This window comes from Microbacterium sp. G2-16M (genome assembly GCF_055809115.1).
In genome coordinates this window covers 1,712,495-1,732,846 of sequence record NZ_CM147897.1, presented here as the reverse complement: position 1 = coordinate 1,732,846, position 20,352 = coordinate 1,712,495, and the positions used below count along the sequence as shown (strand labels likewise).

Sequence of the window (20,352 nt, the reverse complement as noted above, 5' to 3'; positions counted from 1 at the left end):
GCACAGGAGAACCATGATCCAGTCCACGCCCCGCTTTCCTGCACAGGTCGACGTCGCGATCGTGGGCAGCGGCCCGACCGGCGCCGCCTACGCCCGCATCCTCAGCGAGCGGGCACCCGGTGCGACCGTCGCGATGTTCGAGGTCGGCCCCACTGTTTCGGAGCCGTTCGGGGCCCATGTGAAGAACATCGTCGACCCGGCAGCGCGTGCCGCCGCCCAGCGCGCGTCCGAGGGTCCGGGCGCAGGCGCCGCGACGGTGAGCGGTCCGGGCGAGGTGAAGGCCGGCACTCGGATGGCCCGACCGGGCACGTACCTGCTGGACGAAGGCTTCCAGGAGCCGGGCGAGGACGGGATGCCGGTGGCGGCGTTCTCGAGCAACGTCGGGGGAATGGGGGCGCACTGGACCGGCGCCTGCCCTCGGCCCGGCGAGAGCGAGCGCATCGACTTCCTCTCCGATCTGGACGAGCTGCTCGACGAGGGCGACCGCCTGCTCGGGGTGACCACGGACGCGTTCGACGGGGCGCCGTACACGGACCTCGTCCGCGAACGGCTCGGCGAGGCGGTGGATGACGGCCGCCGGCCGGAGCGGCGCGTGCAGCGGATGCCGCTGGCCGTGCACCGCCGCAGCGACGGCGGACTGGTCTGGTCGGGATCCGACGTCGTGCTCGGCGACGTCACCCGTGACAACCCGCACTTTGCCCTCTACGACCAGTCCCTGGTGACGCGCGTGCTGTCCGAGGGGGGGCGAGCGGCCGGTGTCGAGGTCCGCGACCTGCTCACCGGAGACAGCCAACGGGTCGATGCCCGCTTCGTCGTGGTCGCCGCGGATGCCCTGCGCACTCCCCAGGTGCTGTGGGCCTCCGGCATCCGACCCGCAGCGCTGGGCCGGATGCTGAACGACCAGTCGCAGGTGGTGTTCGCCGCGCGCATCCGCGACTCGGGCGATGCGCGGGCGGCGGCCGCAGCCGGCCAGTCGGACGTGCACGATGTCGTGGGCGGCGCGCTCAGCCGGCAGAGCGGGGTGTCGTGGGTGCCGTTCACCGATGCCGAGCCGTTCCACGGCCAGATCATGCAGCTGGATGCTTCACCCGTGCCGCTCGCGGAGGACGACCCGGCCGCTCCCGGGTCGATCGTCGGGCTCGGCCTGTTCACGGCCAAGGACCTGCAATGGGACGACCGCGTCGAGTTCGCGACGAACCGGCTCGACCCATACGGCATGCCGGCGATGCGCATCCACTACCGGCTCACCGAACGGGACCGCGAAGTGCTGGACCGCGCCCGCGCGCAGATCGTTCGATGGGGCCGTGCAGTGGGCGAGCCGATCGACGAGCACCCGTTCACCATGCCGACCGGCGCATCGCTGCACTATCAGGGCACGGTGCGGATGGGGAGCGTCGACGACGGCCGCAGCGTCTGCAGCCCCGACAGCGAGGTGTGGGAAGCGCCGGGAGTCTTCGTCGCGGGCAACGGCGTCATCCCGACGGCGACTGCCTGCAATCCCACCCTCACATCGGTCGCGCTCGCCGTGCGCGGGGCGCGGCGGATCGCCGATCGGCTGAGCTGATGCTGTTGCTTATGTCGAAAACCCACATTAGACTGCAGAAACAGAGACAAAGGCCGAGGAGGGCACTGTGATCCCGGATCGCATCATCGAGCAGGGCACGCTCAGCACCGACGGCGCGCGTGTCGCCGTCGAGGTCCGAATCCCCTGGTATCGGGCGCTTCCGGCGTCCTGCATCGCCGGCGCGACTCTCGCCGTCGACGGTGTGGCAGCTCCGGCCGAGTCGCTGCGCTGGCAGATGAACGGGCGGACCTTCACGTTCGCCGAGATGGTGGACGACACCGACGAGTGGTGGTTCCCGGTCGACTCGGCGGTGCTGTCCGCAGACCTCCCGGTCGTGCCCGACGTGGAACACCGGGTGGACGTCGGGTTGACCGTCTACATCCCGTACATCGTGATCGGCGCCGATGAGGTGCTCCACATCGAAGAGCACGACAGCAAGACGATGACCGCTCGTCGCGCTCAGGGATCGGAGCTGGCGGCATGACCGGCGGAGCCCCCATCCAGGGCGTGACGCTCTACAGCTTCACGCGTGCGTTCCACGGGCGCGAGTACGATCTCGAGGGCCTGATCCGCAAAGTCGGCGCCGACGGGTACGGCCCCGGCCTGGAGATGGTCGGATTCTCGAGCCTGCGCGGGTTCCCCGTCGTCGACGATGCGTTCGCAGGGCGGTTCCGCGACCTGATCGACGAGGCCGGACTCGTGCAGACCTCGCTCGCGATCAACGCCGACATCGGCATCCATCGTGATCGGATGCTGAACCAGGACGAGCTGATCGAGTACATGCGCCGGCAGATCGAGGCGGCGGCAAAGCTCGGTTTCCCGATCGCGCGGGTCCAGATCTCGCTCGAGCCCGACTCGATGGAGCGACTGGCGCCGATCGGCGAGGCTCATGGCGTGACGCTCGCGCTCGAGGTGCATGCCGATCAATACGCGTCGCACCCGCGCATCCGCGCACTGCGTGACCGCTACGAGAAGATCGGCTCGCCGTTCCTCGGCTTCACGATGGACTGGGGCGCCACCACCATCGGCTTCGCGCCGTCGCTCCTGGAGGCATACCGGCGCCGGGGAGCGTCGGACGAACTGCTCGCCGAAGTCGTCGCACTGTGGGACGAGTTCTTCCAGGCGGGGCCGCCTGCCGATCAGGACGAGCACGGGCAGAGGTTCGGCCGATTCATCGCGCTGGGTGCCGAGAACGGGCGACCCGATCTCGGCATCGACTTCGGCATCAACGGCACGGGTCTGTTCGGACCGGCGCCCGTCGACGACTGGCTCGAGATCATGCCGTGGGTCCGGCACGTGCACGGCAAGTTCTTCGGCATCGACGAGTCCGGCGAAGAACCCTCGGTCCCGGTGCGCGACCTCATCCGGCTGCTCGTCGAGAACGGCTACGACGGGGCGATCTCGAGCGAGTACGAAGGCTGGCACTGGAACCACTGGCAGTCGTCGTTCGAGACCGTCGCCGGTGAGCAGGCCGTCCAGCGCTCAGCCGCGATCTCGGCCGGCAGTCGCATGGTGACCGACGCCGCCACGGCGCGTCCGCAATTGGCTCGATGGCTGAGCCCGGCGCGCAGCGACAGGGCGGTGCTCGCATGACGCTGCGGGTGGCCATGATCGGGTACGGCTTCATGGGGGCCGCGCACTCGGTCGGATGGCGGCAGGCGCCCGCGGTGTTCGATCTGGGCGAAGACATCGAGATGGCCGTGCTGGTCGGCCGGAACGCGGATGCCGTCGCTCAGGCGGCCGCGCACTGGGGCTGGGCGGAATCGGCCACGGACTGGCGCGAAGTCATCGCCCGCGACGACATCGACATCATCGACGTCGTCACCCCGGGCGACTCTCATGCCGAGATCGCGATCGCGGCGCTGGAGGCGGGCAAGCACGTGCTGTGCGAGAAGCCCCTGGCCAACTCGGTCGCCGAGGCCGAGGCGATGGTCGAGGCGGCCGAGCGGGCCGCCGGGCGCGGCGCGAAGGCGATGGTGGGCTTCACCTACCGCCGTGTGCCGGCGGTGGCGTTCCTGCGCGATCTCATCGCACAGGGCGTGGTCGGCACGGTGCGGCAGGTGCGGGCCGCGTACCGCCAGGACTGGCTGGTCGATCCCGAGGCGCCCCTCGCCTGGCGGCTGCAGAAGGAGCACGCCGGTTCGGGCGCGCTGGGCGACATCGGCGCGCACATCATCGACATGACGCAGTTCGTCACGGGGCAGCGCGTCGAGTCCGTGACGGGCACGGTGGAGACGATCGTCAAGCGGCGTCCGCTGCTCGGGGCGGGGTCGGGGCTGTCTGGGGTTGCGGGCGAGGGGTACGGCGAGGTCACCGTGGACGACACGGCGATCTTCACCGGGCGACTGACCGACGGTGCCCTCGTCTCGTTCGAGGCGACCCGGTTCGCGACGGGCCGGAAGAACGCGCTCACGGTGGAAGTCTCGGGTGACAAGGGGGCTCTCGCGTTCGATCTCGAAGACCTGAACAGCCTGCAGTTCTATGACCGGACTGCTCCGGCCGACCGCCAGGGTTTCACGAAGATCCTCGTGACCGAGCCGCAGCATCCGTATCTCGGCGCCTGGTGGCCGACCGGTCATATGCTCGGCTACGAGCACGGGTTCGTGCACCAGGTGGTCGACCTGGTGGCCGCGATCCACGACGGTCTCGACCCGCATCCGACATTCGCGGAGGGGCTCAGCGTGCAGCGCGTCCTGGCTGCCGTGGAGCGCAGCGCGGCGCGGGACTCGGCATGGGAGCGCACGGGTTCGCACGTGCGCGTCTGAATTCGAAGGAGAAGCGCTATGACACGTCCGATCACCCTGTTCACCGGCCAGTGGGCCGACCTGCCGTTCGAAGAGGTGTGCCGCCTCGCGGGCGAGTGGGGATACGACGGTCTCGAGATCGCGTGCTGGGGCGACCATCTGGACCCCGATCGCTGGGACGACGAGGCGTATATCGCGGGCAAGCTGGACGTGCTCGAGCGCAACGGTCTGAAGGTGTGGACGATTTCGAACCACCTGAAGGGTCAGGCGGTCTGCGATGACCCGATCGACCAGCGGCACCGCGACATCCTGCCCGATTCGGTGTGGGGCGACGGCGACCCGGAGGGTGTGCGCCGGCGCGCCGCCGAAGAGCTGAAGAACACCGCCCGGCTCGCTGCCCGACTCGGCGTGAAGACGGTCACCGGGTTCACCGGGTCATCGATCTGGAAGTACGTGGCGATGTTTCCGCCGGCATCCGATGAGATGATCGCGGCCGGATACCGGGACTTCGCCGATCGCTGGAACCCGATCCTCGACGTGTTCGAGCAGGAGGGCGTGCGGTTCGCACTCGAACCGCATCCGTCCGAGATCGCGTACGACTACTGGACGGCGAAGGCGACGCTGGAGGCGATCGGGCATCGCGAGTCGTTCGGGTTCAACTTCGACCCGTCCCACTTCATGTGGCAGCAGCTCGACCCGGTGGCGTTCGTCCTCGACTTCGCCGAGCACGTCTTCCACGTGCATGTGAAGGAGTCGGTGACGAACCTGGACGGCCGCAACGGAGTGCTCGGCTCGCACCTGCCGTGGGCGAACCCGCGTCGCGGCTGGACGTTCGTCTCCACCGGCCACGGCGAGGTGCCGTGGGAGCCGATCTTCCGGGCCCTCAACGCCATCGGCTACACGGGCCCGACGAGCGTGGAGTGGGAGGACGCGGGGATGGACCGGCTGCAGGGAGCGCCGGAGGCGCTGCAGTTCGTGCGCGGTCTGAACGCGATCACACCGCCGGCCGCCGCCTTCGACGCGGCGTTCTCGACGAAGGCCTGACGCCGTGGACGGCGGTTCTGAGGACGCGGGAGACGCCGGGCGGGGAGCGGGATTCCCTGCATTCCTGCCTCCCCATGTGCAAGCCCCGCCCCCGCGCCGGACGCGCTCGTTCGTGGGAGTCACGTACGCCATCGAATCCGGATATCGCGAGCTGCGGATGGACGTCCACGTACCACAGGATGCGACCCCCGACGACCCGGCTCCCGTCGTTCTATGGATCCACGGCGGCGCATGGCTGTTCGGCGCGCGCGACCGCCTTCCTGCCGGCTGGCCGCCGGGTTCGGTTGCCCAGCTGCTGGTGGATGCCGGGATCGCGGTCGCCTCGATCGACTACCGCCATCTCGGCGAACTGTCATTCCCCGCGCAGCTCCATGACGCCAAGGCGGCGCTTCGCTACCTGAGGCACTTCGCGACCAGCCTCGCACTCGATTCCGAGCGGATCGCCGTGTGGGGGGAGTCCGCCGGCGGTCATCTGGCGGCGCTGTGCGCTCTGACGACGGAGCCCGAGTTCGAGGGGACCGTCGGCGTTCGAACGGGAGCGACGACGGTCTCGGCGGCGGTCTGCTTCTTTCCCGTCACGGACCTGCACACGATGCCGACCGGTTCGGAGGGGATGCCCGAAGCGGTGAGGCGGGACCTGCTCGCGTTGCACGGCGAGCTGCCGCCGTCCCCGATCCACATCCTGCTGGACGGGTCGCCGCTCCCGGTCGACGAAACACGCCGAATCGCCTCTCCGACCTCGCACGTGCGGGCGGATGCGCCGCCGTTCCTCCTCGCTCATGGCGACCGCGACACCGTGGTGCCGGTCCAGCAGAGCGAACTGCTCGCCTCGGCACTGACCGGCGTCGGCGCGTCAGTCGAGTTGGTGGTGGTCCCGGGCGCGGGCCATGGCTTCGACGGCGTCGACGCGGCACCCCAGCTCGCGCGCGCCGTCCGCTTCCTCTCCGAGCATCTCCGGGCTTGATGCGGAACGCTTCGGCTGTGCACTGATCGCCCCGGCGTGCTGACGGACGTCGCGGAGGCGATCAGGCCGAGATCGGCGTGCCGCGCACCGCCTCGATGGTCGGGCGCCCCCCGGCGAACCAGCGGGGGAAGGTGGCCTCGAACAGCTGTTCCCGCGCGAGTTCCGCGCCGCCACGCAGCGGCTCACGCTCGTCGTCCATCGAGTTCACGATCGTGAGATCGCGCGTCGCCAGCGGCAGCGACAGCTCATACACGCGCTGGCGCACCTCGGCGAGGAACAGCTCGCCGGCCGCCGCCACGGCGCCGCCGATCACGATCACACCCGGGTTGAACATGTTCACGAGCGCGGCGATCGATTCGCCGACGACCCGCGCCGAGCGCTGGACGAGTGAGATGGCCAGAGCGTCCCCGTCCTCCGCTGCGCGTGCGATCCGTTCCGGAGTAGGAGCCTCACCGTCGGCTGCCGCGCGTGCGAGGAACCCGGTGGCGCCGTCCGCTATCGCCTGCTCGGCCTCGCGCACCAGCGCCCAGCCTCCGGCGACGGCCTCCAGGCACCCGGTCTTGCCGCACCGGCACGGGGCATCCGAGTCCCGCACCCGCACGTGTCCGATGTCACCGGCCGCACCATTCGCGCCGCGGTGGATGCGGCCCTGAGAGAGCAGCCCCGCACCGATACCCGAGCCGACCTTGCAGTAGATGAGATCGACGTGCTCGCCGTTGCGCCGGGCGCGCTCGCTCAGCGCGAGCAGGTTGACGTCGTTGTCGACCCAGACGGGCGCATCGAAGCGCTGCTCGAAGCGACGGCGGACATCGAAGCCGTTCCAGCCGGGCATGATCGGCGGGGCCACCGGGCGTCCACTGTCGAAGTCCACCGGTCCGGGGATGCCGACGGTGACGGCCCAGACCGGGAGATCGGTGTTGCGGGCGAGGAGCTCGTCGATGAGTTCCATGACGGTGTCCATCGTCTCGGCCGGCCCTCGGGCGATGTCCCAGTCCTGGTGCGTCTGGTCCAGGATGTCGCCCTCGAGCGCCGCGATGCCGACGTGGATGTGCAGCGCGCCCAGGGCACAGACGATGATCCGCGCCTGGTCCGAACGGAACTGAAGGGTGCGCGGCGCGCGACCGCCGGAGGACGGTCCGAACTCGCCGTCCTCCAGAAAGCCCATCTCGATCGCCTGCTCGACGCGCTGCGTGACGACACCGCGACCGAGCCCGGTGACCCGACCGATCTCGGGGCGGGTGGTCGCCTCGCCGGTGCGGACCATGTTGACGATACGCAGCAGGCTCGTGACCTCATCGGTCTGAGCGCCGAAGCGGAGGGTGGACTCGGTGGCCATAGGTCGATTCTGACACAACAGACCGGTTCAACGCTTCCGAACCGTCAAACTTAGGTATGCTTCAGACGTAAGTTCCCCGGAGGAGAAGATGCGATGGTCGCCGGTGTCGGCATGATCGGAGCGGGCCCGGGCGTAGGTGCGCTCCACCTTCCCACGATCGCCCGGCTCTCACGTCGCTTCGCCGTCGTGCACATCGCCGACGGCGGCAGCGGACGGGCCGCCGCGCTCGCCGCTGGAAGCGGCGCGCGCGCGTCGACCGGCGCCGGGGATGTCCTTGCCGATCCCGCCGTCACCGTCGTCGCGATCTGCAGTCCGCCGGCACGGCACGCCGAGCAGATCCTGGCGGCTGTCGCCGCGGGCAAGCGGGTCATCTTCTGCGAGAAGCCGATCGCCGAGACATCCGCAGATGCAGACGCCGTGATCGAGGCCTGCCGCCGGACGGGCACCACGCTGGTGGTCGGCACCAATCACCACTTCGACCCCGCGTGGACCCGGGCCAAACACCACCTCGTCGCGATGGAGGGTCGGGTGCGCACCGTCTCGGTCACGCTCGCGCTCCCGCCCAACGGCCGCTACCACGATGTCGTGACCGAGCTCGAGCCGGCAGGCGGCTCCGAGGGTGGACGGCACCCTGACTGGGGCGATCCGGAGTTCGCGGCTGCCGCGGTGCGACGTCTGGTCCTTGGGCTCGGCATCCACGATCTGCCTGCCCTGCGCGACCTTGCTCCGCGGATCGCCGAGGTCGCATATGCCCGTCCTGTGCCGCCGATCGGATATGCGATCGGCCTGATCGCAAGCGGCGTGCTCGTGCAACTGGCCGCCGTGATGCTCCCCGACGGGCCCGATGCGCTGTGGCGGATGACCATCGGCACCTCCGATGACGAGCTCGAGGTCGCCTTTCCGCCCGCATTCGTGCACGCGGGCAGTGCAGGGGTCCGGGTGACGACGGTGGACGGGAAGGTGACCGAGTATCCCCGCAGTGCGGAGGACGGATACGTCTCGGAGTGGCGGGCGCTCGCCGCAGCGATGGACGGTGCAGAACCTGTCGAGTACGACGAGATCCTGGCCGATGCGCATTACGCGATCGACATCGCGGATGCCGCGGCGCAGGCCGTTCGGGCGGGGTCCGAGTCGTGATCGCGCGGGAAGACCGCGTCGACGTCTTCAGCGACGGGTCCGTCGACATCGCCGCCCCGGTCGCCGAACTGCCGCTGCGCGCTCGCCTGGGTACCCACCCTGCGGGAGCCGTCGTCGTCGTCCGCGGTGCCCGCGGATGGCCGGCGGCGGCACTCGCCGCCGCCGACGGAGCAGCGGCGGTCATCGTCGTCGACCCGATCCCGGTGTCGCCCGCCGATCTGGACGGTGTGGTCAGCCGCGCACGGGATGTTCCGATCCTGCTCGATCGCGCGCGCCTGCGGCCCGACGCCGCCGACGATGCTCGCCGTGACGAACCGGCGCCGCTGTACACGGTGCGGTGCGCCGCACCCGCTGCCTCTCTCAGCGCGGTCGTCGTCGATGCGATCGGCTGGGTGCGCGTGCTCTCATCCGTTCCCCTTCGCCTGCGCGCCGCGACCGGGACCCGCCACGGCTCCCTCGGGTTGTTCGATGCGGGTGCAGCGGTCGCGACGCTGACGGCCACCGTCCTGGCGGACGGACATGCGGACGGCGGCGCTCGCGTGGCCGCACTCGCCCTCGGCGCAGTGCGCACCGAGGTGGTCGTCGCCCTGGGCAGGGCGGTGCGCGTGTCCCGCGCCGACGCGGCTGGAGAGGTGGATGTCCCCACTCGCTGGGAGTCCCGCCGCCGGCTGGCGGTCCGACGTGCGATGGACGCCCTGATCAGCGGTGCGCGTCCTACCGACCTGGCAGACTTCGCCCACGACGTGGGGCTCGCGAAGGCGCTCGCGGCGGGGCCGCCCCAACGCAAAGCATAAACATGCCTGATTTGCGGCATAGGCAGAATCCGCTTCCCTGATGCGTGCAGGTGCGGCCACACTGGAATCCGGGGCAGACGACCGAGCCCCCTCAGAAAGGTTCGAAGATGAGCACGCTGCTGTCCCACCTCTCCTACGTCGCGGTGACGAGCCCTGACGTCGAGGCCTCCGTCCGCTTCTACGAGGAGCAGGTCGGTCTGACCGTCGTCGACCGCATCGACGGCGCCGTCTACCTGCGCTGCTGGGGTGACTACTACGCCTACTCGGTCGTGGTGACTCCCGGCGACCAGCCGTCCATGGCCACGATGGCCTGGCGCACCTCCAGCGCCGAGGCGCTCGACGAGGCCGTGCGCCGCATCGAGGCCGCCGGCGTGACCGGCGAGTGGGTCGAGGTGCACAAGATCGGCCGCGCCTACCGGTTCACCGGACCGTGGGGCCACTCGATGACCCTGCACTGGGACGTCACGCGCCACCAGGCCGCCGGAGCCGAGGCATCCGTCTACCCGGACCGGCCCTCCACCCGCAGCAAGGTCGCCGGCGCCCCGCGCCAGCTCGACCACGTCACGATCGCGGCCAGCGACGTCGACGCCTTCACCGCCTGGTACAGCGAGGTGCTCGGCTTCCGGCACATGGCGCGCACCGAGCTCGACGAGGCGCCGATCTCGGTGTTCTCGGTGCTCACCACGAACGAGAAGTCGCACGACCTCGGCGTCGTCCTCGACGGATCCAGCGCCGCCGGACGCATCAACCACTACGCATTCTGGGTGGACACGCGCGAGGAGCTGCTGATCGCCGCCGACGTGCTCCTGGAGAACGGCGTCGCCATCGAGTACGGCCCGTCCATCCACGGCATCGGCGAGCAGAACTTCCTCTACTACCGCGAGCCCTCCACCCTGCGCATCGAGCTGAACACCGGCGGGTACCGCAACTACGTGCCCGACTGGGAGGCCAACACCTGGCATCCGTCGCAGGGCTCGAACAACTTCTACCGCAACGGCGCGATGCCGATGTCGATGACCGAGTCGTTCCCGCCCGCCGACGGCCCGAGTGCCACCGAAGAGGGCGTGCCAGACGAGATCAAGGGCGCGCTGCTGAACCCGTACGCGAAGCACGGGCAGGGCTGATCGTGCCCACGGACGGCCTCGAGGTCCCGTTCGCACTGGCGCGCCGGCGCGACGGCGACGCCGTGCGCACGGCGCTGGTGACGGGCCAGAAGATCCGCGACCTGCGCTCGGACGAGCTGGGCGCCGCGGATCTGAACGCGTTCCTCGCCGCGCCCGACTGGGACCGGATCGCCGCGCTCGCCGAGGCGGACGGCGAATGGATGCCGCTGGCCGACGCCGTGCTGACGGCTCCGGTGACGCCGCGTCAGGTGCTGCAGACCGGGGCGAACTACCGGCAGCACGTCATCGAGCTGGTCGCCGCGGGCCTGACCCAGAATTCCGACCGGACTCCGGACGAGGCCCGCGCATTCGCCGCGCAGCTGATGGACGAGCGCGCCGCGCACGGCGAGCCGTACTTCTTCATCGGCCTGCCCGCGTGCGTGGTCGGCGACGACGTCCCACTCGTGCTGCCCGACTACAGCGAGGTGCACGACTGGGAGCTGGAGCTGGCCGTCGTGATCGGCCGTGAGGCGTTCCGCGTCTCGCGCGACGAGGCGATGGACCACGTGGCCGGCTACACGATCTGCAACGACATCACCACCCGCGACCTCGTGTTCCGCAAGGACATGAAGGAGATCGGCACCGACTGGTACCGCGCCAAGAACGCCCCCGGGTTCCTGCCGACCGGTCCGTTCCTCGTGCCGTCCTCGTTCGTCGACGGCGCGGACCTGAGCGTGCGGCTGGAGCTGAACGGGCAGGTGATGCAGGATGCCTCGACCACCGATCTGCTGTTCGACATCCCCGCACTGATCTCGGGTGCGTCGCAGACGATGCCGCTGCTGCCCGGCGACCTGCTGCTCACCGGCAGTCCGGCCGGCAACGGCCAGCACTGGCGCCGGTTCCTGCAGGATGGTGACGTGATGACCGGCAGCATCCAGGGCCTGGGCACCCAGATCGTCCGCTGCGTCGCCGACCCGCACGCGACAAGCTGACGCACCCCTTCACGAACAGAGAACAGAGAGGTTCTGAGATGACCGCAGTCTCCACGGTCGCCGTCGTCGGCGCCGGTGTGGCGGGCCTTGCCGCCGCGATCCAGCTGGCGAAGGCCGGTGTCGAGGTCGACGTCTTCGAGGCCAAGCCCGAGCTGAGCGCACTCGGCTCGGGCATCACGCTGCAGGGCAACGCCCTGCGGGCGTTGGATGCGCTCGGCGTGTGGGAGGACGTGCGCGCCGCCGGCTTCCCGTTCGAGGGCCTCACCCTGCGCGCCCCCGGCCCGACCGCCCCGGTGGTGGCCGAGCTGCCGGACGTGAAGACCGGCGGTCCCGACTACCCGGCGGGCATGGGCATGTACCGCCCCGACCTGGCGGGGATCATGCTCGCGCACGCCGAGCGGGCGGGCGTGCGCTTTCGGTTCGGAAGCACCGTCACCGGCATCGACGACACCGGTGACCAGGTCGAGGTCGTCGTCGACGAGGCGCCCGTCGGACGCTTCGACCTGGTCATCGGCGCCGACGGACTGCACTCGGCGGTGCGCCGGCTCATCGGCATCGACACCGAGCCGCAGTCCACCGGCATGGGGATCTGGCGCGCGTTCGTGTCGCGTCCCGCCGAGGTGGTGCGCACCGAGCTGTACTACGGCGGCCCCGTCTACATCGCCGGGTACACGCCGACCGGCCCCGGCACCATGTACGCGATCCTCGTCGAGAAGGCGCAGGACCGGTCGGGGGTGAGCGACGCCGAGGCGACGCAGATCATGCTCGGCGAGTCGATGGCGTACGGCGGCCCGTGGGAGTCGATCCGCACCGACCTCGCCGCCGGCGCCCACGTCAACCACACCTGGTTCACCCAGCACGTGGTGGAGGCCCCGTGGAACCGCGGCCGAGTGGTCATCATCGGCGACGCCGCGCACTCGTGCCCGCCGACCATCGCGCAGGGCGCCGCGCAGGGGCTGGAAGACGCGGTCGTGCTGACCGAGCTCCTGATCGGTCGGGATGCCGTCGACCAGGCGGTCTGGGATGAGTTCCACGCGCGCCGCCTGCCCCGCGCGCAGGCGGTGGTCGACGCCTCCGTGCAGCTCGGACAGTGGCAGATCGACGGTGTCCGCGACGCCGACATGGGTGGGCTGATCTTCGGCATCGCGCAGCAGATGGCGCAGCCGGCATGAGCGTCACCGACGTCCACGCCCACGTCCTGCTGCCGGCCCTGCAGGACGAGGTGCGACGCCGTGACCCGGAGGGGTTCGCGGCGGCGGAGGCGCTGGATGCGGTCCGCAACGGCGCCGCCAGCCAGGCCGTCTCGGGCCCGATGGTCGGTGCGCGCATCCCGAAGCTCACCGACGTGCGCGTTCGGCTCGCCGCCATGGACGAGCAGGGCGTGGACCGGCAGTGGGTGAGCGCCTCGCCGAACCACTTCTATCCGTGGGCGGGGGAGCAGCTGGCCGTCTGGGTGGCGTGCGAGACGAACCGGCTGGTCGCCGAGCATGTCGCGGCGGCGCCGGAGCGGCTGACCGGGCTCGGGCTGGTGCCGCTGCAGCATCCGGCGCGCATCGTGGAGTGCCTGGACGACGCGGTGCTCGGGCGGGGACTTGCCGGGGTGGAGATCTCCTCGTTCGCCGGTGACGTCGAGCTGTCCGACGAGCGGCTCGAGCCGTTCTGGGCGCGTGCGGCCCAGCTCGGCGCGATCGTGTTCCTGCACCCGTTCGGCTGCAGCCTCGACGAGCGGCTCGACCGGTTCTACCTGGCCAACACCGTCGGCCAGCCGGTGGAGAACGCGGTGGCGCTGTCGCACCTGATCTTCGCGGGCGTGCTCGACCGGCATCCGGGCCTGAGGATCGTCGCCGCGCACGGCGGCGGCTACCTGCCCACGTCGATCGGACGCTCCGACCACGCGTGGCGGGTGCGACCGGACGCGCGCGGCTGCACGCACGAGCCGTCGTCGTACCTGAAGCGCATCTGGTTCGACACCGTGGTGCACGATCCGTCCGTGCTGCGGCACCTGATCGAGGTCGCCGGCCCCAGCCAGGTCGTGCTGGGCAGCGACTTCCCGTTCGACATGGGGCCGGAAGATCCGGTCGGATTCGTCCGGGGAGCAGGACTGCCCGATGACGTGACGCAGCGCATTCTGACAGGGACCGCCGACGAACTGCTGGCTTCGCGCATGCGCGCGTGACCGGCCGAGGGACGAGGAACGTGGACATGACCGACGAACCGATGATGCAGCAGGTCGCCGACGGCGTCTGGGCGTATGTCCAGCCCGACGGCGGCTGGATGGTCAACAACATGGGCCTGATCGACAGCGCGGACGGCGCGACCAGCGTCGACGTCACCTCGACCGAGCGGCGCACCCGCGACTATCTGAAGGCGGCCGCCGGGGTCGCGGCGCCGATCCGCCGCCTGGTGCTGACCCACTCGCATCCCGACCACTGCAACGGCGCGTCGCTCCTGGGCGAGGTCGAGATCATCGCGCATCGCACCGTCGCCGACGACCTGAGGCAGCCGCATCCGCTCGCCCCGCACATCTTCGAACCGTTCGAGCAGGGCGACGTCCGGCCGAGGCTGCCCACCGTCGTCTTCGACACCGGCGTCACCCTCACCCCGGACAGCCGGCGCATCGACGTGCGCCACCCCGGAACGCCTGCGCACACCCAGGGTGACGCCTACGTCTGGCTCCCCGAAGAGCGCGTGCTGTTCACGGGTGATCTGGTGTTCAGCGGCGGCACCCCGTTCGCACTGTCCGGCTCGCCGGCCGGCTGGCTGGGTGCGCTCGAGCAGATGGCGGCGCTGCGGCCGGAGGTCGTCGTGCCGGGACACGGCGCCGTCGGCGGACCGGAGCTGCTCGAGCCCGTCGCCGACTACCTGCGGTTCCTGATCGACGCGGCCCGGGACGCGCATGAGCGCGGCGTGACCGCGCTGCAGGCGGCGCGCGGGCTCGACCTCGGCGGGTTCGCCGGTCTCCTCGAGCCCGAGCGCATCGCCGGCAACCTGCGCCGAGCGCTGGCCGAGCTGGACGGCGTCGAGCCCGATTTCGCCGCCGCCTGGCAGGATATGTACGACTACAACGGCGGACGTCCGCTGGAGGTGCACGCATGAGGATCGCACGTTGGCAGAATCAGGTCGCTGAGCGAGGAGCGCAGCGACGAGACGAAGCGCCCGGTGCTGTCTACGAAGGCTTCGTCATCGGCGATCGGGTCGTGCCCTTCCCGGACGGACTGACCGTCGCCGACATCCTCGCCCGAGGGTTGGGCGCGACCGGCGAGTTGCACACGCGCGTGCGGGATGCCGCAGGCACGCCGCTGTCGCAGGTGCGCCTGCTCGCACCCCTGGTGCCGGCCGCGATCCGGGACTTTGTGGCGTTCGAGGAGCACGTCGAGGGCGTCAGCGCCGGCGTCGAGGGCAAGAGCGACGTCGCGCCCGAGTGGTACCAGGCACCGACGTTCTACTTCACCAACCCCCACACCGTGCTCGGCCCCGACGAGCCCGTCTCGCCGCCGGTGACCGAGCGCCTCGACTTCGAGCTCGAGCTGGCCGTCATCGTCGGCGCCGTCCCCGGAATCGGCCAGGCGAACCTGAGTGCGCAGGATGCGGCATCCGTCATCTTCGGCTACACGATCATGAACGACTGGTCGGCCCGCGACCTGCAGGGCCGCGAGATGAAGGTCCGCCTGGGCCCGGCCAAGGGCAAGGACTTCGGCATGAGCCTGGGGCCGTGGATCGTCACCGCGGACGAGCTCGAGCCGTACCTGGACGAGGACGGGTTCCTCGCCGTCCGCGCCGAGGTCTACGTGAACGACGAGCTGCTCGGCGAGGACCTGATCTCGAACATGGGCTGGCCGCTGCCCGAGCTCGTCGCCTACGCGTCGCGCAACTCGCGGGTCGTCCCCGGCGACGTGCTCGGGTCGGGCACGGTCGGCAACGGCGGATGCCTGGGAGAGCTGTGGGGCCGCAACGGCGCCCTGACCCCGCCCCCGCTGGCCACCGGCGACGTCGTGCGCATGGTGATCGAGGGCATCGGCGAGCTGTCGGGGGCGGTCGGCCCGCAGGTCGCGGTGCCCGAGCTGCCGCGTGCGCGTGAGCGGACGCGTGCACGCAGGCGGTCCACTTCTGTTGCTTTCGCACCGAAGAACGTCTAGAATAGACGTGACGTCGGGGTTCCTCGCGGAGCCCGATCCCGGCCGCGCTGCCGCGTCCCGGGACACACACCGTCGCGTCGACGGCCCGGTCGTTCGGGTGACTGAATCATGCCACTCTCGCCGCTGAGGTTCCGCTTCCTCGTCATCTCGCTGTTGACCGTCTCGTTCCTCGGGGCGCTGGACAACACCGTCGTCTCGACCGCCCTGGCCACTGTGGCCGGACAGCTCGGCGCGCTCGAGCAGATGAGCTGGATCGTCGTCGGATACACACTCGCCAGCACGGTGCTGCTGCCGGTGCTCGGCAAGGTCGGCGACATGATCGGGCCGCGGGCGGTCTTCCTCGGTTCGATGGTCGTCTTCATCGCCTCGTCCATCGGGTGCGGGTTCGCGCCGTCGATGCTCTGGCTCATCATCGCGCGCGTCGTGCAGGGGATGAGCTCTGCCGGCCTCCAGCTGATGTCGCAGACGATCATCGCCGAGACGACCACGCCCCGGCAGCGTCCGAAGTACATGGCGGTGATCGGCGCCGCGTTCCCCGTCGCGATCCTCGTCGGGCCGGTCATCGGCGGGCTCATCACCGACTACTGGAGCTGGCAGTGGGTGTTCTGGGTCAATGCGCCGGTCGGCATCGTCGCGTTCGTGCTGGCCGTCATCGCCGTGCCGCACATCCCCGGCGGCGGGCGCTCCCGGTTCGACGTCGCCGGATCGGCGACCCTGACGGGCGGGATCGTCGCGCTCGTGCTCGCCGTGACGTGGGTCGTCGACACGCAGCAGACGGTCGCCGCCCTCGTGGCGTTCGCAATCGCGGCCGTGTGCCTTGCCGCGTTCCTCGTCATCGAGCTGCGTGCGGCTCATCCGATCGTCCCGCTGCGCCACTTCGCCGACCGCACGATCGCCACGGGCATCGTGATCTCGGCCATCGTCGGCATCGGGCTGTTCTCGATCACCGCCTATCTGCCCACCTATTTCCAGATGGCGTATCGCACCAGCGCGACCGTCTCGGGATTCGTGCCGATCGCAACGGTGTTCGGGATGCTGGTGAGCAATCTGACGACCGGTTGGATGGCGAGCCGGACCGGTCATTATCGGGTCTTCCCGCTGGTGGGCACGATCCTCGGCGCGGCGGGCCTGGCCGTGATGGCGATCCTGCCGGTCGGCCTGCCGCTGTGGGTGCCGATGCTCGTGATGGCGATCGTGGGGCTGGGCACGGGGGCGTTCATGAGCCTGATCGTGGCCGTCGTGCAGAGCGCCGCACCTCCGGGTGAGACCGGCACGGTGACGGCGACCGTGAATCTGGTCCGCCAGGTCGGCGCCACGGTGGCGACCGCCCTGATCGGCGGCGTCATCGGCTTCGCCGTCGCGGGCGGGCTCCCGCCCGGGCTCGACGCGGCCTCTCTGACGCCGGCGGTCGTGCATGCGGCATCCGCTGCCGATCAGACGCAGATCGCACAGCTGTACCGCGACGTGTTCGCCCCGATCTTCCTGTCGCTGGCGGCGACCTATGCGGTCGGCATCGTGGCTTCGCTGCTGCTGCCGCCCGGCCGGCTCTCCGACGAACATCCCGACGTTCCCGTGGCTGCGCCGCGGCATCCTGTGAGGAGCACCCGATGACAACATCGCCCACCATCGCCATCGTCGGCAGCGGACCGATCGGGTCCGCCTACGCCCGCGTGCTGCTCGAACGGGTGCCCGACGCCCGCGTCGTCATGTTCGAGGCGGGGCCGCAGCTGACCGAGACACCGGGAGAGAGCGTCCGCAACATCGTCGACCCCGTCGCGAAGGCGACGGCGCGCGAGCGGTCGCAGGGTCCTCAGGCGGGAGAGCACCGCGCATCGCTCGGCATTCCGGAAGGCGTCGTCGTGGAGGGGATGTTCACCGCACGGGGCGGCACCCATCTGCTCGATTTCGGCGCCCCGGGAGCCGCGCACGCCGAGCAGTTCCCGGCCGCCGCCGCATCGACGAACGTCGGCGGCATGGGCGCCCACTGGACGTGCGCGACACCCGCCCCCTCGTTCAGCGAACGCATCCCGTTCATCCCCGATGCCGAGTGGGACGAGCTCATCGCCGATGCGGAGCGTCTGCTGCACGTGCAGCACAACGCGTTCGCCGACTCGGCGATCTCGACCGCGATCAGCACGCTGCTGGCCGACGCATTCGAGGGGATGCTGCCGGACGGCTACGGTCCGAGCACACTGCCCGTCGCCGGCGATCCCCAACCGGACGGCTCGATGCGTTGGGCGGGCGCCGACGTGGTCCTCGGACCCCTGATCGAATCGGGCACGCCCGAAGCAGCGCGGTTCACGCTGCGCGACCTCGCTTTCGTACGTCGCATCGAGCGCGACGGCACGCGCGTGACCGGGGTGACGGTCGAGGATCTGCGCACGCACGAGCAGGAGTTCGTCCCCGCCGACCTCGTGGTGGTCGCCGCCGACGCGTTCCGGTCGCCGCAGCTGCTGTGGGCGTCGGGCATCCGTCCTCGCGCGCTCGGCCGCTACCTCACCGAGCATCACGTCGTGATCGGCACCGTGGCACTGGACGGCGAACGGATGTCGCGCCTCGTCACCGACGACGAGCTGGGGCGTGAGCTCGCCCGCCGCGCACAGAACCCCGCCGATCCGGTCGGGGCGGTCAACCGCATCCCGTTCTCCGAACCCGATCACCCGATCTCGCTGCAGGTCATGTATGCCGAGAACCCGCCGTTCCCCCTCGACCCGGAGCACCCCGCCTCGGGCAACCGGTGGGGTTACGTGAACATGGGCTACGGGGTGCGCAAGCACCCGCGCGTCGAGGACGGCGTGCGCTTCGACGATGACGAGCTCGACTACCGCGCCCTGCCCAACATGACGATCGAGTACGCCCTCACCGACAGCGAAGACAAGGAGATCGAATTCGCGACAGGGATGCTGCGCCGCGCCGGGAACGCGCTGGGCACGTTCGTAGCCGACCCGCGTCTGCTGCCCAACGGGTCGAGCCTGCACTACATGGGCACCATGCGGATGGGGGAGGCCGATGACGACACCTCGGTCGCCGACCCGTACTCCCGGGTCTGGGGGTACGAGAACCTCGTCGTCGGCGGCAATGGGCTGATCCCCACCGCCAACACGATGAACCCCACCCTGACCAGCGTCGCACTCGCTGTGCGTGGCGCGCGGCAGGCGGTCGAGGACCTCACCCACGCATCTGCGTGATGGACACGAAAGGAAGAACATGCTCGAAGAACCGCTGATCCAAGCAGCCGGGTTCCGCAACGTCGGACCCGAGCAAGCCCCCACGGGCTTCCAGCTGCGCGTGCGCAGCCCGTACTACCGAGGCATGTGGGCGAGTCTGCTCGACGAGCCCACCGTCGTCGTGGACGGTGAGGAGTTCGATGGCGAGGGCATCCGCTGGTCGCTGCCGACCGGCGACTATTCATTCGCCGAACTGCGCGCGTCCACCGACGCACGCTGGCCGATGGACGAGCCGGCCGTGCTGACGGTTTCCAAGCCCGGTGGCCTGAGCCGCGGCATCCACGACGTGACGTTCGTGCTCCGCGTGCGCATGTCGTACATCCCCGAGGAGCTGCAGCCCTCGATCTGGACCGCGAAGCGGAAGGTGGTGATCGTCCGATGAGCACCGACAACCTGCCCTTCGGGCTCGGCGTGTCGCTGTACAGCTACACCGAGGACCTCGGTGTGACGATGACGGTCGAGGACTGCATCGAGGATGTCGCCGATCTCGGCGCGACTGGTCTCGAGATCCTCGGCGAAGGGCACATCCGGGACTACCCGAACCCGTCCACCGCGTGGATCGATGCCTGGTTCTCGCGCAACGAACGCCTGGGTCTCACCCCGACGCTGTACGGCTCGTGGCTGGACACCCGCCGGTTTCCCGGCCGGTCGATGACCGTCGCCGAGGGCGCGGCGCAGTTGGAGCTCGACCTCCGGCTGGCCGGCCGGCTCGGCTTCTCGTATCTGCGGCCGAAGATCGGCGTCATCAGCGAGGATCTGCGGGTCGACCCGATCTGGGCCGACGCCGTCCAGCGCAACCTCGACCTCGCCGCCGAGCTCGGCATCGTGATCTGCCCCGAGATCCACTGGCCGACGGTCATCAAGTCGCCGGTGGTCGAGGAGTACCTCGAGTTCAAGGAGCGCACCGGCACCGAGCAGTTCGGCCTCCTCATCGACACCGGCGTGTTCGACGTGCAGCGGTACGCGCGCCGTGGCGGGAGCGCCGCGTTCCAGATGGGCACTGGCAGCGCACGCCCGCCGGAGGTGCCGTTCGTGCCGGTGTCGGACCTCGCCGACGTGATGGAGCACGTGGTGTACTTCCAGGCGAAGTTCTACGAGGTCGACGACGAGCTGGTCGACCACTACATCCCGTGGCGCGAGATCCTCGACGTCGCGCTCGACGCCGGATACAGCGGATGGTTCTCCAGCGAGTACGAAGGGCACCGTGAGCTGTACCGAGCGCCCGACCAGCTGCGCCGGCAGCACGCGCTGATCCGATCGATCGCGGCTGAGCGGGCCTGACCGGCCCGTCTGTCGTGATCGTCGACGAGC

The 20,352-nt window shown here is 70.1% G+C and carries 19 protein-coding genes; 18 read left to right on the top strand and 1 reads right to left on the bottom strand.

Annotated elements, in window-relative coordinates:
- Positions 1-13 precede the first annotated feature (13 nt).
- The 6 genes from AC0L6F_RS08230 to AC0L6F_RS08205 all read left to right on the top strand — a co-directional run bounded on the left by AC0L6F_RS08230 (position 14) and on the right by AC0L6F_RS08205 (position 6,316).
- Positions 14-1,564, top strand: coding sequence for a GMC oxidoreductase (locus AC0L6F_RS08230; RefSeq protein WP_473539899.1), 1,551 nt, complete (start codon positions 14-16; stop codon positions 1,562-1,564).
- A gap of 67 nt (positions 1,565-1,631) precedes the next feature.
- Positions 1,632-2,048 (top strand): C-glycoside deglycosidase beta subunit domain-containing protein, encoded by a 417-nt coding sequence (locus tag AC0L6F_RS08225; RefSeq protein WP_274636089.1) that lies wholly within the window; start codon positions 1,632-1,634, stop codon positions 2,046-2,048.
- Positions 2,045-3,157: a TIM barrel protein gene (locus AC0L6F_RS08220; RefSeq protein WP_274636088.1), complete on the top strand. Its 1,113-nt coding sequence runs from the start codon at positions 2,045-2,047 to the stop codon at positions 3,155-3,157. Before AC0L6F_RS08225 ends, AC0L6F_RS08220 begins: the two co-directional genes overlap by 4 nt.
- Positions 3,158-3,171: 14 nt before the next feature.
- Entirely contained in the window at positions 3,172-4,329 is a 1,158-nt protein-coding gene (locus AC0L6F_RS08215; RefSeq protein ID WP_473539978.1) for a Gfo/Idh/MocA family protein, read from the top strand.
- Positions 4,330-4,347: 18 nt separating this feature from the next.
- Complete coding sequence (locus tag AC0L6F_RS08210) at positions 4,348-5,352, top strand: sugar phosphate isomerase/epimerase family protein (RefSeq protein ID WP_274636086.1); 1,005 nt, start codon at positions 4,348-4,350, stop codon at positions 5,350-5,352.
- Between the two features lie 112 nt (positions 5,353-5,464).
- Entirely contained in the window at positions 5,465-6,316 is an 852-nt protein-coding gene (locus AC0L6F_RS08205) for an alpha/beta hydrolase fold domain-containing protein (protein WP_473539897.1), read from the top strand.
- Between the two features lie 61 nt (positions 6,317-6,377).
- Here the strand turns inward: AC0L6F_RS08205 and AC0L6F_RS08200 are convergent, their stop codons facing one another.
- Positions 6,378-7,652 carry an ROK family protein gene (locus tag AC0L6F_RS08200; protein WP_274636084.1) on the bottom strand — a complete coding sequence of 425 codons (1,275 nt, stop codon included), beginning with the start codon at positions 7,650-7,652 and terminating at the stop codon, positions 6,378-6,380.
- A 93-nt stretch (positions 7,653-7,745) separates the two neighbouring features.
- Here AC0L6F_RS08200 and AC0L6F_RS08195 point away from each other — a divergent pair, with 93 nt between their 5' ends.
- The 12 genes from AC0L6F_RS08195 to AC0L6F_RS08140 all read left to right on the top strand — a co-directional run bounded on the left by AC0L6F_RS08195 (position 7,746) and on the right by AC0L6F_RS08140 (position 20,322).
- The gene (locus AC0L6F_RS08195) at positions 7,746-8,789 is read left to right on the top strand and encodes a Gfo/Idh/MocA family protein (protein ID WP_473539896.1); all 1,044 of its coding nucleotides are present in this window, start codon (positions 7,746-7,748) and stop codon (positions 8,787-8,789) included.
- On the top strand, positions 8,786-9,583 hold the full coding sequence (locus tag AC0L6F_RS08190; RefSeq protein WP_473539895.1) for a hypothetical protein: 798 nt from the start codon (positions 8,786-8,788) through the stop codon (positions 9,581-9,583). Before AC0L6F_RS08195 ends, AC0L6F_RS08190 begins: the two co-directional genes overlap by 4 nt.
- A gap of 107 nt (positions 9,584-9,690) precedes the next feature.
- On the top strand, positions 9,691-10,707 hold the full coding sequence (locus AC0L6F_RS08185; protein WP_473539894.1) for a VOC family protein: 1,017 nt from the start codon (positions 9,691-9,693) through the stop codon (positions 10,705-10,707).
- 2 nt (positions 10,708-10,709) lie between these two features.
- On the top strand, positions 10,710-11,678 hold the full coding sequence (locus tag AC0L6F_RS08180) for a fumarylacetoacetate hydrolase family protein (protein ID WP_473539893.1): 969 nt from the start codon (positions 10,710-10,712) through the stop codon (positions 11,676-11,678).
- A 38-nt stretch (positions 11,679-11,716) separates the two neighbouring features.
- The gene (locus AC0L6F_RS08175; protein ID WP_473539892.1) at positions 11,717-12,850 is read left to right on the top strand and encodes an FAD-dependent oxidoreductase; all 1,134 of its coding nucleotides are present in this window, start codon (positions 11,717-11,719) and stop codon (positions 12,848-12,850) included.
- On the top strand, positions 12,847-13,854 hold the full coding sequence (locus tag AC0L6F_RS08170) for an amidohydrolase family protein (protein WP_473539891.1): 1,008 nt from the start codon (positions 12,847-12,849) through the stop codon (positions 13,852-13,854). Before AC0L6F_RS08175 ends, AC0L6F_RS08170 begins: the two co-directional genes overlap by 4 nt.
- 26 nt (positions 13,855-13,880) lie before the next feature.
- Positions 13,881-14,774, top strand: a complete 894-nt coding sequence (locus tag AC0L6F_RS08165; RefSeq protein ID WP_473539889.1) for an MBL fold metallo-hydrolase — start codon at positions 13,881-13,883, stop codon at positions 14,772-14,774.
- The gene (locus tag AC0L6F_RS08160; RefSeq protein ID WP_473539888.1) at positions 14,771-15,814 is read left to right on the top strand and encodes a fumarylacetoacetate hydrolase family protein; all 1,044 of its coding nucleotides are present in this window, start codon (positions 14,771-14,773) and stop codon (positions 15,812-15,814) included. The genes AC0L6F_RS08165 and AC0L6F_RS08160 overlap by 4 nt, the downstream gene beginning before the upstream one ends.
- Before the next feature lie 108 nt (positions 15,815-15,922).
- Positions 15,923-17,425, top strand: a complete 1,503-nt coding sequence (locus AC0L6F_RS08155; RefSeq protein ID WP_473539887.1) for an MDR family MFS transporter — start codon at positions 15,923-15,925, stop codon at positions 17,423-17,425.
- On the top strand, positions 17,422-19,002 hold the full coding sequence (locus AC0L6F_RS08150) for a GMC oxidoreductase (RefSeq protein ID WP_473539886.1): 1,581 nt from the start codon (positions 17,422-17,424) through the stop codon (positions 19,000-19,002). The genes AC0L6F_RS08155 and AC0L6F_RS08150 overlap by 4 nt, the downstream gene beginning before the upstream one ends.
- Before the next feature lie 19 nt (positions 19,003-19,021).
- Positions 19,022-19,423: a C-glycoside deglycosidase beta subunit domain-containing protein gene (locus AC0L6F_RS08145; protein ID WP_274636073.1), complete on the top strand. Its 402-nt coding sequence runs from the start codon at positions 19,022-19,024 to the stop codon at positions 19,421-19,423.
- On the top strand, positions 19,420-20,322 hold the full coding sequence (locus AC0L6F_RS08140) for a sugar phosphate isomerase/epimerase family protein (protein ID WP_473539885.1): 903 nt from the start codon (positions 19,420-19,422) through the stop codon (positions 20,320-20,322). The genes AC0L6F_RS08145 and AC0L6F_RS08140 overlap by 4 nt, the downstream gene beginning before the upstream one ends.
- The last annotated feature ends 30 nt before the right edge of the window (positions 20,323-20,352 follow it).